Source organism: Rhodanobacter sp. Root561, from assembly GCF_001427365.1.
Lineage (GTDB): Bacteria > Pseudomonadota > Gammaproteobacteria > Xanthomonadales > Rhodanobacteraceae > Rhodanobacter.
Genome location: NZ_LMGH01000010.1, coordinates 405,302 through 418,246, shown reverse-complemented (window position 1 = coordinate 418,246; position 12,945 = coordinate 405,302). Strand labels below are relative to the sequence as shown.

Below are 12,945 nucleotides of genomic sequence, written 5' to 3'. Positions count from 1 at the left end.
AGACGATCAGCCGGCGATGGCCGTCTTCACCGCTGGCGTCGCCACGTCCATTGCGGCTGCCGGCCTGCCCAGCAGGTAGCCCTGACCCAGCGGGCATCCCATCTCGGCCAGGGCGTTGCACTGCTCGATGGTTTCGATGCCCTCGGCGATGACCTGGATGTCCATCGAACGGGCCAGCGCAATGACGGCGGCGATGATGCAGGCGCTGCCGCGGTTGGCCGGCTTGCCCAGCCCGTCCACGAAGGCGCGGTCGACCTTCAGCATGCGCAACGGCAGGCGCTGCAGGTATTGCAGCGAGGAATAGCCGGTGCCGAAATCATCCAGCGCCGCGCCCACGCCCGCGGCGCGCAGCCGCAGCAGCATCGCCTGCACGTGGTCTGGGTCTTCCAGCAGGACGTCCTCGGTGACTTCCGCGATCACCCGCGAGGCGGGCAGCTTCACGCTGGCCAGCAGGCCGAGCAGGCGCCGGTCGAAATCGTCCGAGCCGAGATGCGCAGCCGACACGTTGAAGGTGAGGAAGGCATCGGCGGGGCCGTGCTGGGCGAACGTGCGGAAGCTGCGCTCGAACATCTGCCAGTCGATCGCCTCCAGCAACCGGCAGCTGTGCGCGACCTTGAGAAAGTCGCCCGGCTCGACCAGGCCGCGGCCGGGCCGGCGCCAGCGGATCAGTGCTTCGTAGCCGGCGATGCCGTTGTCGTGCAGCCGGCGGATCGGCTGGAACCAGGGTTCGAAGCGGTGTTCGCGCAGCGCCTCGCGCAGGTCGGTTTCCAGTGCCAGCCGCTCGACGACCTCGCCGGCCATCGCCGGCTCGAACATCGCGATGCGCGGAACGTCGATGGACGCGGCGCGATGGAGGGCGATGTCCGCATCGCGCAGTACGTGTTCGAGCGTGCGGTAGCCGGCGTCGCACAGCAGCACGCCGAGGCGGGCGGACAGGTGCAGCTCGCGGCCGGCCACGGTGATCGGCTGTCCGATGCAGTCGATCATCCGCTGGGCGATGCGCATGGCCTGGCGTGTCCCGGCCATCTGCGGGATCAGCACGGCAAATTCGTCACCGGCCAGGCGGGCGACCAGACCGGGCCGGTTGCCCAGGCATTCGGTGAGGCGCGTGGCGACCTGTTGCAGCACCTCGTCGCCGGTGAAATGGCCGAGACCCTCGTTGATGCCGGCGAAGCGATCCAGGTTCAACTGCAGCAGCACGGCGGGGCTGGTCGGATCGCGCTGCAACGCGTGGAGCAATCGTTCGATGTGCTCATGCAGGCAGCGCGGATTGGCCAGGCCGGTGAGGGCGTCGTGGGTCTGCTCGTGGGCAAGCTGCTGCTGCACCCGCGCGCGCTCGCCGACTTCCTTGTGCAGGGCACGGCTGCGTTGCGCCACGCGGTCCTGCAGCGCCCGGTTAGCCTCGGCCAGCGCCCGCGTTTGCCGTTGTTCGTCGAGGTTCTGTTCGGCCTCGCGATGCCGCTCGATCACGCAGCGGATATGGGTGGCCACGAATTCCAGCAGCACCAGGTCTTCGTTGGAGTAGCTGCTGTCCGGCTGCCGGCTGCGCACCATCACGGCACCGTGGATCTCGCCCTGGTGCAGCATCGGCACGCCCATCCACTGGGCATCGTCGAGTTCCACCACCAGCGGCCCGGAGACCTGCTTGCCCAGTTGTGCCGGCGTGCCCAGCAGCGCCTTGCCATCGTGGAGCAGATACCACAGCGGTGAGCCGCCGATCGACGCCAGCGACACCTCATGGCCGGATGCCGCCAGCGGCGGCAGGCTGCGCGGGTCGGAGGTATAGACGAAGCGGAGCAGTTCGCGCTGCGGCTGGTGATCCACCACGCAGAAATGTTCGGCGCGGAGCAGGGAGCCCAGCACCGCGTGGATCTCGCGCAGGATGGCGCGGATGTCGCGGCCGCAACCGGCCAGGTCGGCGATGGTGAACAGGGCGCGGTGCAGCCGCTCGGAATACTCCAGCGGAGGCGGCGCACTGTGCTGTTCGATCCAGCCCAGCAGGATGCCCAGTCGACGCCCCGCCAGTTGCAGCAGGGGCTCCAGTTCGGTGATCAGGGCGGTGGCGTCGGCGCCACCGTGCAGGTTGAGCAGGAGCAGGATCGGCCGTGGTCGCTCGCACAGTCGAAAGGCCAGCGCGCCGATGGCCGGCACGCGTTGCGGAATGCCCGATGCGGCCACGCCGCGCAGCCAGCCCGCGGGTCCGCCGCGGGCATGATCGAAGCCGCTGCCCAGTTCCCACAGCACGCGGGCGCTGGCGCATTCGGCATAGGCTTCGACCAGCTCGACAATCATGGCGGCGATGTCCACCGGCCGCGTGGCGGTATCGAGCTGATCCAGCCAGCGCGCCTGCGGCGATTCATTTGCCAGGGTGCAGTTCATCGGACTTTCCATGGTCTGAGAAACACGCTTGAACTCGACGGCGGTCGCGGCGGCGGAAGTGTCGTCGCGACGTGAAAAAGCGCCGCGTCCCGGCGCGCCGTACGGCCGCCTGCCGCTCCCGGCCGGTCTGGCCCGCATGCCACGGGCACGCGTCATTTCATCTCGCACTGTCATTTCATGTCGCCGGCAAGGTCAGAAACTGCTCAGTTGCGACAGTCGCCCTGGCGCCTGGGTCAGCTCATCGGGCGGTCTCGCGCGGAACCATTCATCCGCCCTGCGCGGGGAGATGGCACGGTATTCAGGTGGCGATCCGCTCCTTCGGATGTTTGCCGATTTCGTCTGGACGTCCACATGAAGACGCCTTGGATGCCGCTGTCGCGCGCCAGGATCGATCCGGCGCGTCGCAGAAGAGGGCGAAGGCCTGCTTCGCCGTCAGGGTTCGTGCCGACGCATCGCCCGGGATGCGTCGCCGGCCGGATGGACAGAGTCGGTGCACAGCGCACCGCATCCGGCCGGGGACGCAGACTTGAACGACCGGGATTCCCCGAGGTGCGCAACGCCATCGCGCATCGTCACAGCGGATTCCCACATCTGCATTCTAGGCAGGGCGATATCGATGCACGCGACGTTTCATTCGCGCGCTCGCGACGTTTCGTCTCCAGCTGGCGGCTTTACCTGTCGACCCACTGGACACGTTCCGGCGCCGATGGCATCCATGGCGACGGTGAGGAGGACTTCGCAGGAAGACCGTCTCGCGTGATGGACGCCGTCGCCGTCGGCAGGCATCGCCGCACGACGACGGCGCCCATGCGAAGCGCGCTGGCATGGTCTGTGCGTGGCTTCAAGACTTCCCGCAGGGGAGGACTCGACCTCAGGAGGAGTTCGATGGATACGTCCGTTCCAGCGAAGGGCCGGCAAGCCACGCTGCCATGCAGGACCTTCAGCACCGCACTGATCGAGCCGCGTCTGCGCTCGCGGGCGTACGCGCGCTGGATCGCCCCGCTGGCCGAGGTGCAGCCCGATGACGACGAGCCGATGGATGCCTCGATCGTCGTGTTCGAGCTGGGCTCGCTGCGGGTGGCGCAGTCGAGCGCGAGCCCGGCAAGGTACCGGCGCGATGCCGCGCTGATCGCCCGCAGTCCGCTGAGCCAGTGCGTGCTGCTGCGCCTGCTGCTGAGCGGTTCGGCGCGGGGCAGCTTCGGCAAGCGCGGCACGGTCGAGTTGCGCATGGGCGACATCTACCTGAACGACCTGGCGCAGCCGGCCGAATTGTGGGAAGCCGGTTGCGCGCACCTCAACCTGCTGCTCAGGCACAAGGCGATCGACCAGGCGCACTCGCCACTGCACGGCCGGGTGCTGCGCAAGGACCACCTGCCGTGCCGGATGCTGACCCAGCACCTGCTGCATTTGCTGGGGACGCTGCCCGGGATCGAGACCAGTCACGCCGGCAAGGCCGCCAGCGCGACCCTGGCGGTGGTGCGCGGCTGCCTGCGCGCCGAATCGCGCCAGCGCGACCGCCCGCAATGGGCGGAGACGCTGCACGTGCGCATCCGCGAGCACATCGAGGCCCAGCTGGGCGACCACGAACTGAGCGCGGCCGTGCTGCAGCGCCGGTTCCACGTGTCACGGGCGCAGCTGTACCGGATGTTCGCCGACAGCGGCGGCGTGCAGCATTACATCCGCGACCGGCGGGTGGAGGCGGTGCACCGGGATCTTCGCGAGCAGCCGGAACGGAACATCTCCGATCTCGCCTTCAGCCACGGCTTCTCCAGCGAGCGGCAGTTCCAGCGCGCCTTCCGCGCCCGCTATGGCCGCACGGCTAGCGAGGTACGCGAACGCCTGCAGCTGTTCTGAGCAGTCCGCTGCCCGCCGACGGGCACGACCTGCTTCAGCGCCGCCGGACCTTGCCCAGCGCCAGGCCGATCGCCGCCAGCAGCTCGGCCGCGCCGAACGGCTTGCGCAGGAACACGCCGCGATCGGGAATGTCGTGCACGTGGACTTCGGTGTCGGCGGTGATCACCACGATGGCCACCTCGTCGTTGTGCCTGATCGCCTCGTGGCAGATGTCGATGCCGGAGACGCTGCCGGCGAGAATCACGTCGGCGACGACCACGTCGACGTGCGCCTGCCGAAGGTGGCTCATCGCGCCGGCAGAACCCAGCGCGCGGATGCTCTGCAGGCCATCGGCAGCCGACAGCAACAGGTCGATGGATTCCAGCACCATGTTGTCGTCGTCGACGATGAGGACGGTCTTGTTCGTATCCACGCGGTGCTACCCCCGTTTGCTGCCGGCAGCGCCCAGCATAGGCCGACTCCGCTTGCCGTGGGTGGATTGTCCTGACGGGCCGAGGGTCACCCGGCTGCTTCGCCGGCGTCGCCGCGGCGGAGCAGCCAGGCCAGCAGCGGCGGCGTGACCATCGCGGTGAGCAGGGACATCGCCACGATGACGGCGTAGATGCGATCGCTGAACACGCCCGCGGCCAGGCCCAGGCTGGCGATCACCACACCCACCTCGCCGCGCGGCACCATGCCGAAGCCGATGATGGTGGCGCTGCGCCGGCCCAGCGACAGCGAGCCCAGGAAGCCGCCCAGCAACTTCGACACGATCGCGATCGCGGTGGCGACCAGCAGCATCAGCAGCGCATCCACGCTGGCCAGTTCGGCCAGGTTGACCTTGGCGCCGGTGACCACGAAGAAGAACGGCGTGAGGAAGGACAGCAGCGGCAGGGTCTGGTGCTCCAGCTCCTTCCGCTGGCGGGTTTCCGAGGCGATCATGCCGGCCAGGAACGCGCCGATGATCGCGGCCAGTCCGAAGCGCGTGGACAGCCATGCCAGGCCCAGGCAGATCGCCAGCACCACGCTCAATGCCGAGTGCGGACTGATCGGCGCCTCCAGCCAGCCCGAGCGACGTCGCATCACCTGCGAGCCACCCCAGCCGATGATCGCCACAAACCCGATCGCGCCGGCCAGGGTCAGCAGCAGCGAATGCAGGTCCAGCGAGCCGCCGCCCTGCAGCGAGGACACCACGCCGAGCAGCAGCATGGCCAGGATGTCGTCGATCACCGCCGCGCCCAGGATCACCCGGCTCTCGATGCGCTGGAGCACGCCCAGTTGCTGCAGCACCCGCGCCGTGATGCCGGCCGAAGTGGCGACGAAGGCGGCCGCCACGAACATCGACTTGATCCATTCGAAACCTTCGCCATGCGCCCACAGCGCGCCGGCCACGAAGGGAATGATCACGCCGAGCACGCCGACCAGCAGGGCGCTCTTGCCGACCTTTTTCAGATCATCCAGCCGCGTTTCCAGGCCTACCGAAAACAGCAGCAGCACCACGCCGATCTCGGCCAGCACGTCCAGCGGCGTGCCGGGCAGGATCTGCTCCGGGCTCAGCCAGCCCAGCAGCGACGGTCCGATCACGCAGCCGGCGGCGATCTCGCCGACCACGCCGGGCAGCTTTATCCGCTGGGCGATTTCCGCGCCGATCTGCGCGGCGACGAAGATGACGAACAGGGTCAGCAGGATGTCGGCGGCGTGGTGCATGGATCGTCTTTCCGTCGGGCAAGCGCCCAATGGTACAGGGCCACCGCCGGCGATGTTTTGCGCGACGCGCGCTTCGATCAGCCGAACACGAACCGGGTCAGCCACAGGTGCAGGGCGATGCTGGCGGCGTAGCCCAGCGCGATCGCCCAGCTCCAGCGCAGGTGGCTCATGAAGGTGTACTGGCCCCGCGCTGCGCCCATCAGCGCCACGCCCGCTGCCGAGCCGACCGACAGCAGGCTGCCGCCCACGCCGGCGGTCAGCGTGATCAGCAACCATTGCGAGGCGTCCATCGGCGGGTTCATCTTGATCACTGCGAACATGATCGGGATGTTGTCGACCACCGACGAGAGCACGCCCATCGCGGCGTTCGCCGTGGTCGGTCCGAGGTTGCCATAGAGCCGGGTCGAGGCCAGTTCCAGGTAGCCCAGCGCAGCCAGCCCCCCGACGCAGGCGAACACGCCGTAGAAGAACAGCAGCGTGTCCCACTCGGCGTTGGCGATGATGCGGAAGATCGAATAGCCCTGTTCCTCGGCGCCGTGCGCCAGCGCGTAGTGGCGCTGGCGATAGTCGATGCGGCTGGCCAGCAGGTTCAGCAGGGCCAGGCCGGTGAGCATGCCGTAGGCGGCGGGCATGCCCAGCCACTGGCGGCCGACCACGGTGATCGCGATGGTCAAGGCGAACGTGAGGCAGATGCTGATGCCGCCATGCTTGATCCGGCTGTGACTTTCGGTGCTCGCCGGCCGGCCTTTCGGCAGCGCGACAAACATGATCAGCGCCGGCACCAGCCAGTTCACCACGGCCGGGAAGAACAGCCGGAAGAAGTCGAAGAATTGTGCCTTGTTGGCCTGCCACACCATCAGCGTGGTGATATCGCCGAACGCGCTCCAGGCGCCGCCGGCATTCGCCGCCACCACCAGGTTGATCATCGCCAGCGTGATGAAACGCGTGTTGCCGGCGCCCACCGCCAGGATCACCGCCGACATCACCAGCGCGGTGGTCAGGTTGTCCAGCACCGGCGAGATCAGGAAGGCCAGCAGGCCGGTGATCCAGAACAGGCTGCGATAGCTGAAGCCGTAGCGGATCAGCTGCGAGCGCAAGGCCTCGAACACGCCGCGCTCGCCCATCGCGGTCACGTAGGTCATCGCCACGACCAGGAAGAAGAATATCTCCGCATACTCGAGGAACATCGCCTCGAAGGCTTCGCGAGTGAGGTTGGCATCGGTGCCGGTGCCACCGTTCTGCCAGGCGATCATGCCCCAGATCAGCGCAGCGGCCAGCATCACCGGCTTGGACTTGGCGATGTGGATACGCTCTTCGAGGATCACCGCCACGTAGGCCAGCACGAACAGCGCCAGCGCCACCCAGCCGATCGGGTGCGCCACCAGGTGGAAGTTCACCCCGGCGCCGGTTTCGGCCGCCATCAGCGGCGTGCTGGCGGACAGGAGCGCCAGGGCGGCAAACCATCGCATGGAAGATCCTTGGGCAAGAACGTGATATCGGTTGGCAGGAAGGGTAGCAGCCGCCGGCCGAGGCCGGCGCAACCCGTCGCGGTCAGTCCGACGGCGCGGCGAGGTCGGGCCGCCGCTCCGGGCGCAGCCGGCTGAACACCCGGCTTGCTCCCGCGGTGACCAGCGCCAGCAGCAGCACGGTCCAGCGGAACGCCATCACGTAGTCGTCGTGCGCGTGCCCGGTGAGCATGAATTCCATCAGCAGCGTGGCCAGCGCAATGCCGAAACTCATCGCCAGGTACTGCACGGTGGAGGCCATCGAGGAGGCCATCGACGCATGCCGGATGTCCAGGTCGACATAGATCAGTGTGTTCATCGTGGTGTACTGCAGGCCGGCGAATGCGCCGTAGGCGAAGGTCAGCACGGCGATCAGCCACACCGGCGTGGCGGGGCCGAGCAGCGCGAACGTCGCCAGCAGGGCCGCCACGATCAGCGTGTTGCCGATCAGCAGGCGACGATAGCCGTAGTGCACCAGCGCCCGATTGACCGCCCACTTCGCCATGATCGAACCCAGTGCCTGCGGCACCATCATCAGGCCGGCCGCCAGTGGCGACCAGCCGCAGCCGACCTGCAGGAACAACACCAGCAGCAGGAACATGCCCGAAATGCCCAGCCGGGTGAACAGCCCGCCGGCGATCGCCACCGACACGCTGCGCACGCGCAGCAGTGCCAGGTCGGCCACCGGATGCTCGGTGCGCCGGCTGTGCCACAGATAGATCGCGCCCAGCAGCAGGGCGGCCAGCGTGCACAGGCCCATGCGCGACCACGGCACCGGGGTCGAGCCGGCCAGCTCGGAAGCGGTCAGCAGCAACGCCGAGGCCGCGCCGAACAGCAGGAAGCCGACCAGGTCGAAGCGGTTGGCGTGATCGAGCCGGTACTCCGGCATGTCGCGCCTATTCATCCACACGCCGGCGATCGCCACCGGCACGTTGATCAAAAAGATCAGCCGCCACGAGGTGAACTCCACCAATGCGCCGCCCAGCAGCGGACCGAGCACCGAGCCGAGCAGGCCGAAGGTGGCCACCGTGCTCATCGCCCGCACGAACTCGCCCCGGTCGATGCTGCGCACCAGCACATAACGCCCCACCGGCATCAGCGAGGCGCCACCCACGCCCTGCAGCACGCGGGCCGCCACCAGCTGCGGCAGCGTCTGCGCGATACCGCACAGCAACGAGCCCAGGCCGAACACGATGATCGCCGCACCAAACACGCGGCGGGTGCCAAAGCGGTCGCACAGCCACGGGCTGGCGGGAATCAGGATGGCCAGGGTCAGCACATAGCTGGTCAGCGCCGTGCGCATGCCCAGCGGCGTGACCTTGAGTGCCTCGGCCATCGCCGGCACCGCGGTGTTGACCACGGTGGAATCGAGCGCCTGCATGAAGAAGGCTGCGGCAACCAGCCACAGCAGGCCGCGGTAGCGTTCACGCGAGGTCGGCTCCTCGGCTTCGACGGCGCCGGCCAGGGGATCGGGCGCGGAAAGCGGTGCAACGTCAGGGACCACGGGGCTTCGAACAGGCATGGCCGGCCATGATAGCGGCCACGGTGGCTTGATTTCTGCTGCCACTGTCATCACAGTGAACCTTGTTTCATCTGCCGGTCATGCCCATACAGGTATCACGGCCTTATCAACCACACGCGCCGGAGCGGCTTCGTTCCGGCGTGTGCTTTTGCGCGGCAGGAGCCGCGAGCATCAGGAAAAGCCATGAGCAAGCCACCGATCACTGTTTCCCGCATCGACATGGAGCGCATCGAAGCGCTGCTGGAGCGTCTGCCGACGGCGGAAGCCGACAAGCTGGACGCGCTGCGCGCGGAGCTGGATCGTGCCGAGGTGGTCGAGCCGTCGGCGATGCCCGACCATGTCGTGACGATGAACTCGACCGTCACCTTCGAGGACGAAAGCAACGGCGAGCAGCTGACCCTGACCCTGGTCTACCCCGCGTCGGCCGGCACGGCCGGCACCGTGTCGATCCTGGCTCCCGTGGGCAGCGCCCTGCTTGGACTGGCGCGCGACCAGCAGATCGACTGGCCCACCCCGGACGGTCGCAAGCGTCGCCTGAAAGTGCTGGAGATCGCCTACCAGCCCGAGGCCGCCGGACACTTCCACCGCTGAGGCCGCATCGCGTGCCGGTGTCGTTAAACTGCGGGGTGATCCGAAGGAGACCCGCATGACCGAACGCCCGGTTCCCGCCGACATCGTTACCCGCAGCGCCGCGCTGCGGGCGCAGATCGAGCAGGCCAACTACCGCTACCACGTGCTCGACGACGCGGACATCACCGACGCCGAGTACGACCGCCGGATGCGCGAACTGGAAGCGCTGGAGGCGGAATGGCCCGAGCTGGCCACCGCCGATTCGCCGACCCGCAAGGTGGGTGCGCGGGCCAGCGGCGGCTTTGCCGAGGTGCGGCATGCCTTGCCGATGCTTTCGCTGGGCAATGCGTTCGAGCAGGAAGGCGAGAACGAGCGCGAGCGTTTCCGCGAAATCGCCGACTTCGAACGACGGATCGAGCACACGCTCGAACGCAGGACTCCGGTGTTCTCGGTGGAGCCGAAGCTCGACGGCCTGGCGATCAGCCTGCGCTACGAGGACGGCGTATTCGTGCAGGGCGCCACCCGCGGCGACGGCGAGACCGGCGAGGATGTCACCGCGAACCTGCGCACCGTGCGGGCGATCCCGCTGAAGCTGCGCGGTTCCGGCTGGCCGGCCGTGCTGGAAGTGCGCGGCGAAGTGATCATGCTGCGCAAGGATTTCGAGGCGTTCAACGAATACGCCCGCAAGCACGACGAAAAGCCGCTGGCCAACCCCCGCAACGGCGCGGCCGGTTCGCTGCGCCAGCTCGATCCGGCGATCACCGCGAAGCGGCGCCTCAGCTTCTTCGCCTACGCGATCGGCGTGGTCGAGGGCGGCGAATTGCCGCCGACCCATTCGGCCACCCTGCAGCAACTGCGCGAGTGGGGCTTTCCGGTCTCGCCGGAAGTGGATGTGGCGCGCGGCTTCGATGGCCTGATCGCCTATTTCCGCCGCATCGGCGCGAAGCGCGACAGCCTGCCGTACGACATCGACGGCGTGGTCTACAAGCTGGACGACTATGCCGGGCAGCGCGAGATGGGCTTCGTCTCGCGCGCACCGCGCTGGGCCATCGCGCACAAGTTTCCGGCGCAGGAACAGACCACCCGCCTGCTCGACATCGAGATCCAGATCGGCCGCACCGGCGCCGCCACCCCGCGCGCGCGGATGGAGCCGGTGCAGGTGGGCGGCGTCACCGTGACCTATGCCACCCTGCACAACGCCGACCAGGTGGCACGACTGGATGCCCGCGTGGGCGACACCGTGATCGTGCGCCGCGCCGGCGACGTGATTCCCGAAGTGGTGCGCGTGGTGGAGGACCTGCGGCCGCAAGGCACGCAGCCCTGGACCATGCCCACGCGCTGCCCGATCTGCGATTCCGCGCTGATCCGCGAGGAGGGCGCGGCGGCCTGGCGCTGTTCCGGCGGACTGATCTGCGCCGCGCAACGCAAGGAGGCGCTGATCCATTTCGCCTCGCGTCGCGCGATGGACATCGAAGGCCTGGGCGAGCGCTTTGCCGAGGCGCTGGTGGAGCTCGACCTGGTGCACACGCCAGCCGACCTGTACGGCATGGGCGTGGACGATTTCGTCGACATGAAACGGCGCATCGACGAGCGCGATGGCACCACCCCGGAAACGGTGAAGGCCGGCAAGGTGGCGACGAAGTGGGCGGAGAACCTGGTCGCCGGCATCGAGGCCAGCAAGCACACCACGCTGGCCCGCTTCCTCTACGCGCTGGGCATCATGCACATCGGCGAAAGCACGGCTAAGACCCTGGCCGCGTGGCTGGGTCGGCTCGATTTCGTGCGCAGCACGCCGGCACCGCTGCTGCGCGTACTGCCGGACATCGGCGAAGAAGTGGCCCGGTCGATCGCCGGCTTCTTCGCGCAGGACGGCAACCAGCAGGTGGTCGACCAGTTGCTGGCCGCCGGCATCAGCTTCAGCGACGAAGCCGCGCCGTCGCCGCTGCTGCGCGAGCGGCTGAATCTCGGTGTGCTGCTGGACATGGCGAAGATCAGCAAGCTTGGCCCCAAGAGCAGCAAGCTGCTCGCCGAACACTTTCCCACCTTGCAGAAACTGCTGGCGGGCGGGGCAGCGCACTGGATCACCGCCGGCGTGCCCCAGGTGGCGGCGAGCGGGCTGGAAGCCTTCCTGGCCGATCCGGCGGCCCATGCCGAACTGCAGGGCGCCGAGGCGTCGATGCAGCGTCTGCTGGAGGCGATGCCCGCCGCGGACGAAGTGACCCAGGCGCCGCTGGCCGGGCAGACCTTCGTGCTCACCGGTAGCCTGGCGTCGCTCAGTCGCGATCAGGCCAAGGATCGGCTCGAAGCGCTGGGTGCCAAGGTGTCCGGTTCGGTGTCGAAGAAGACCAGCGTGGTCGTCGCCGGCGAGGAAGCGGGCTCCAAGCTCGACAAGGCGAAGGAACTGGGCGCGCCGGTGTGGGACGAGGCGCAGTTGCTTGCCCTGCTCGATGAGCACGAGCGCACCTGATGACGATATCCCCACGCGCCACGCTGGAACTGCGCGCACGGCTGTACACCTTGTTGCGCGCGTTCTTCGCCGAGCGCAACGTGCTGGAGGTGGAAACCCCGATCCTGTCCGCGGCGGGCAATACCGACCCCAACATCGAGAGCTTCGGCAGCATCTTCAGCGGCCATGTCGATGCGGGCGAGCGCGAGCGCTGGCTGCGCACGTCGCCGGAGTATCCACTGAAGCGCTTGCTGGCCGCGGGCATCGGCGATTGCTACGAGCTGGGCCGGGTGTTCCGCAATGGCGAGGCGGGCGGTCGGCACAACCCCGAGTTCACCATGCTGGAGTGGTATCGGGTCGGCTGGGATCACCGGCGGCTGATGAGCGAGACGATCGAGCTGGTGGAAGCGGCGCTGGCGATGCGCGGTCGGCGTGCCGAGGTGGTGGTGACCAGTTACCGGCAGCTGTTCCTCGACGGCTTGGGCATCGATCCCGTCCACGCGTCGATCGACGAACTGCGTGCGCCGCTGGCGGAATTCGGCATCGGCCCGGAGGGGCTGGGGCATGACGACTGGCTCGACCTGCTGATCACCCACAAGCTGCAGCCGGTGTTTCCCCGCGATCGCATCACGGTGATCCACGATTACCCGGCGAGCCAGTGCGCGCTGGCGAAGATCCGCCCGGGCGAGCCGCCGCTGGCCGAGCGCTTCGAGCTCTACCTGGGCCGCTACGAACTGGCCAACGGCTATCACGAACTGAACGATGCGGCCGAACAGCGCGCGCGTTTCGAGCGCGACAACACCGTGCGTCGCGAACGCGGCCTGCACGAGATTCCGCTGGATGAAAACCTGCTGGGCGTACTGGATGCGATGCCTGACTGCGCCGGCGTGGCGCTGGGCGTGGAACGCCTGCTGATGTGCCTGGCCGACACGGACGCGATTGCCGACGTGCTGGCGTTTCCGTTTGCCCGGGCGTGAGGCAGG

The 12,945-nt window shown here is 68.1% G+C and carries 9 protein-coding genes; 4 read left to right on the top strand and 5 right to left on the bottom strand.

Annotation, left to right across the window (positions count from 1 at the left end; genetic code table 11):
• Nucleotides 1-6: 6 nt before the first annotated feature.
• Nucleotides 7-2,379: a GGDEF domain-containing protein gene (locus ASD55_RS08430; protein ID WP_056765190.1), complete on the bottom strand. Its 2,373-nt coding sequence runs from the start codon at nucleotides 2,377-2,379 to the stop codon at nucleotides 7-9.
• 885 nt (nucleotides 2,380-3,264) lie between these two features.
• On the opposite strand from ASD55_RS08430, the gene ASD55_RS18645 reads away from it, so the two are divergent.
• On the top strand, nucleotides 3,265-4,233 hold the full coding sequence (locus ASD55_RS18645) for a helix-turn-helix domain-containing protein (protein ID WP_056765187.1): 969 nt from the start codon (nucleotides 3,265-3,267) through the stop codon (nucleotides 4,231-4,233).
• Between the two features lie 34 nt (nucleotides 4,234-4,267).
• Here ASD55_RS18645 and ASD55_RS08420 read toward each other — a convergent pair whose 3' ends face one another.
• From ASD55_RS08420 to ASD55_RS08405, 4 genes are all read right to left on the bottom strand, one after another.
• Complete coding sequence (locus tag ASD55_RS08420; RefSeq protein ID WP_056719070.1) at nucleotides 4,268-4,645, bottom strand: response regulator; 378 nt, start codon at nucleotides 4,643-4,645, stop codon at nucleotides 4,268-4,270.
• An 86-nt stretch (nucleotides 4,646-4,731) separates the two neighbouring features.
• Nucleotides 4,732-5,919, bottom strand: a complete 1,188-nt coding sequence (locus ASD55_RS08415; protein ID WP_056765184.1) for a cation:proton antiporter — start codon at nucleotides 5,917-5,919, stop codon at nucleotides 4,732-4,734.
• Nucleotides 5,920-5,996: 77 nt separating this feature from the next.
• Entirely contained in the window at nucleotides 5,997-7,388 is a 1,392-nt protein-coding gene (gene nhaD, locus ASD55_RS08410; RefSeq protein ID WP_056765180.1) for a sodium:proton antiporter NhaD, read from the bottom strand.
• An 82-nt stretch (nucleotides 7,389-7,470) separates the two neighbouring features.
• The gene (locus ASD55_RS08405; protein WP_056765178.1) at nucleotides 7,471-8,928 is read right to left on the bottom strand and encodes an MFS transporter; all 1,458 of its coding nucleotides are present in this window, start codon (nucleotides 8,926-8,928) and stop codon (nucleotides 7,471-7,473) included.
• A 201-nt stretch (nucleotides 8,929-9,129) separates the two neighbouring features.
• Between ASD55_RS08405 and rnk the strand changes: the two genes are divergently transcribed.
• From rnk to epmA, 3 genes are read left to right on the top strand one after another with little or no spacing between them, the layout of a single operon-like run.
• Complete coding sequence (gene rnk / locus ASD55_RS08400; protein WP_056765175.1) at nucleotides 9,130-9,537, top strand: nucleoside diphosphate kinase regulator; 408 nt, start codon at nucleotides 9,130-9,132, stop codon at nucleotides 9,535-9,537.
• A gap of 55 nt (nucleotides 9,538-9,592) precedes the next feature.
• Nucleotides 9,593-11,983, top strand: a complete 2,391-nt coding sequence (gene ligA / locus ASD55_RS08395; protein WP_056765172.1) for an NAD-dependent DNA ligase LigA — start codon at nucleotides 9,593-9,595, stop codon at nucleotides 11,981-11,983.
• Entirely contained in the window at nucleotides 11,983-12,939 is a 957-nt protein-coding gene (gene epmA, locus ASD55_RS08390; protein ID WP_056765170.1) for an EF-P lysine aminoacylase EpmA, read from the top strand. Before ligA ends, epmA begins: the two co-directional genes overlap by 1 nt.
• Nucleotides 12,940-12,945 lie beyond the last annotated feature (6 nt).

What these genes read in the sequence shown, in the direction of transcription:
- ASD55_RS08430 (WP_056765190.1), bottom strand. Translation starts at nt 2,379, where the DNA reads ATGAACTGCACCCTGGCAAATGAATCGCCGCAGGCGCGCTGGCTGGAT.
- ASD55_RS18645 (WP_056765187.1), top strand. Translation starts at nt 3,265, where the DNA reads ATGGATACGTCCGTTCCAGCGAAGGGCCGGCAAGCCACGCTGCCATGC.
- ASD55_RS08415 (WP_056765184.1), bottom strand. Translation starts at nt 5,919, where the DNA reads ATGCACCACGCCGCCGACATCCTGCTGACCCTGTTCGTCATCTTCGTC.
- nhaD (WP_056765180.1), bottom strand. Translation starts at nt 7,388, where the DNA reads ATGCGATGGTTTGCCGCCCTGGCGCTCCTGTCCGCCAGCACGCCGCTG.
- rnk (WP_056765175.1), top strand. Translation starts at nt 9,130, where the DNA reads ATGAGCAAGCCACCGATCACTGTTTCCCGCATCGACATGGAGCGCATC.
- ligA (WP_056765172.1), top strand. Translation starts at nt 9,593, where the DNA reads ATGACCGAACGCCCGGTTCCCGCCGACATCGTTACCCGCAGCGCCGCG.
- epmA (WP_056765170.1), top strand. Translation starts at nt 11,983, where the DNA reads ATGACGATATCCCCACGCGCCACGCTGGAACTGCGCGCACGGCTGTAC.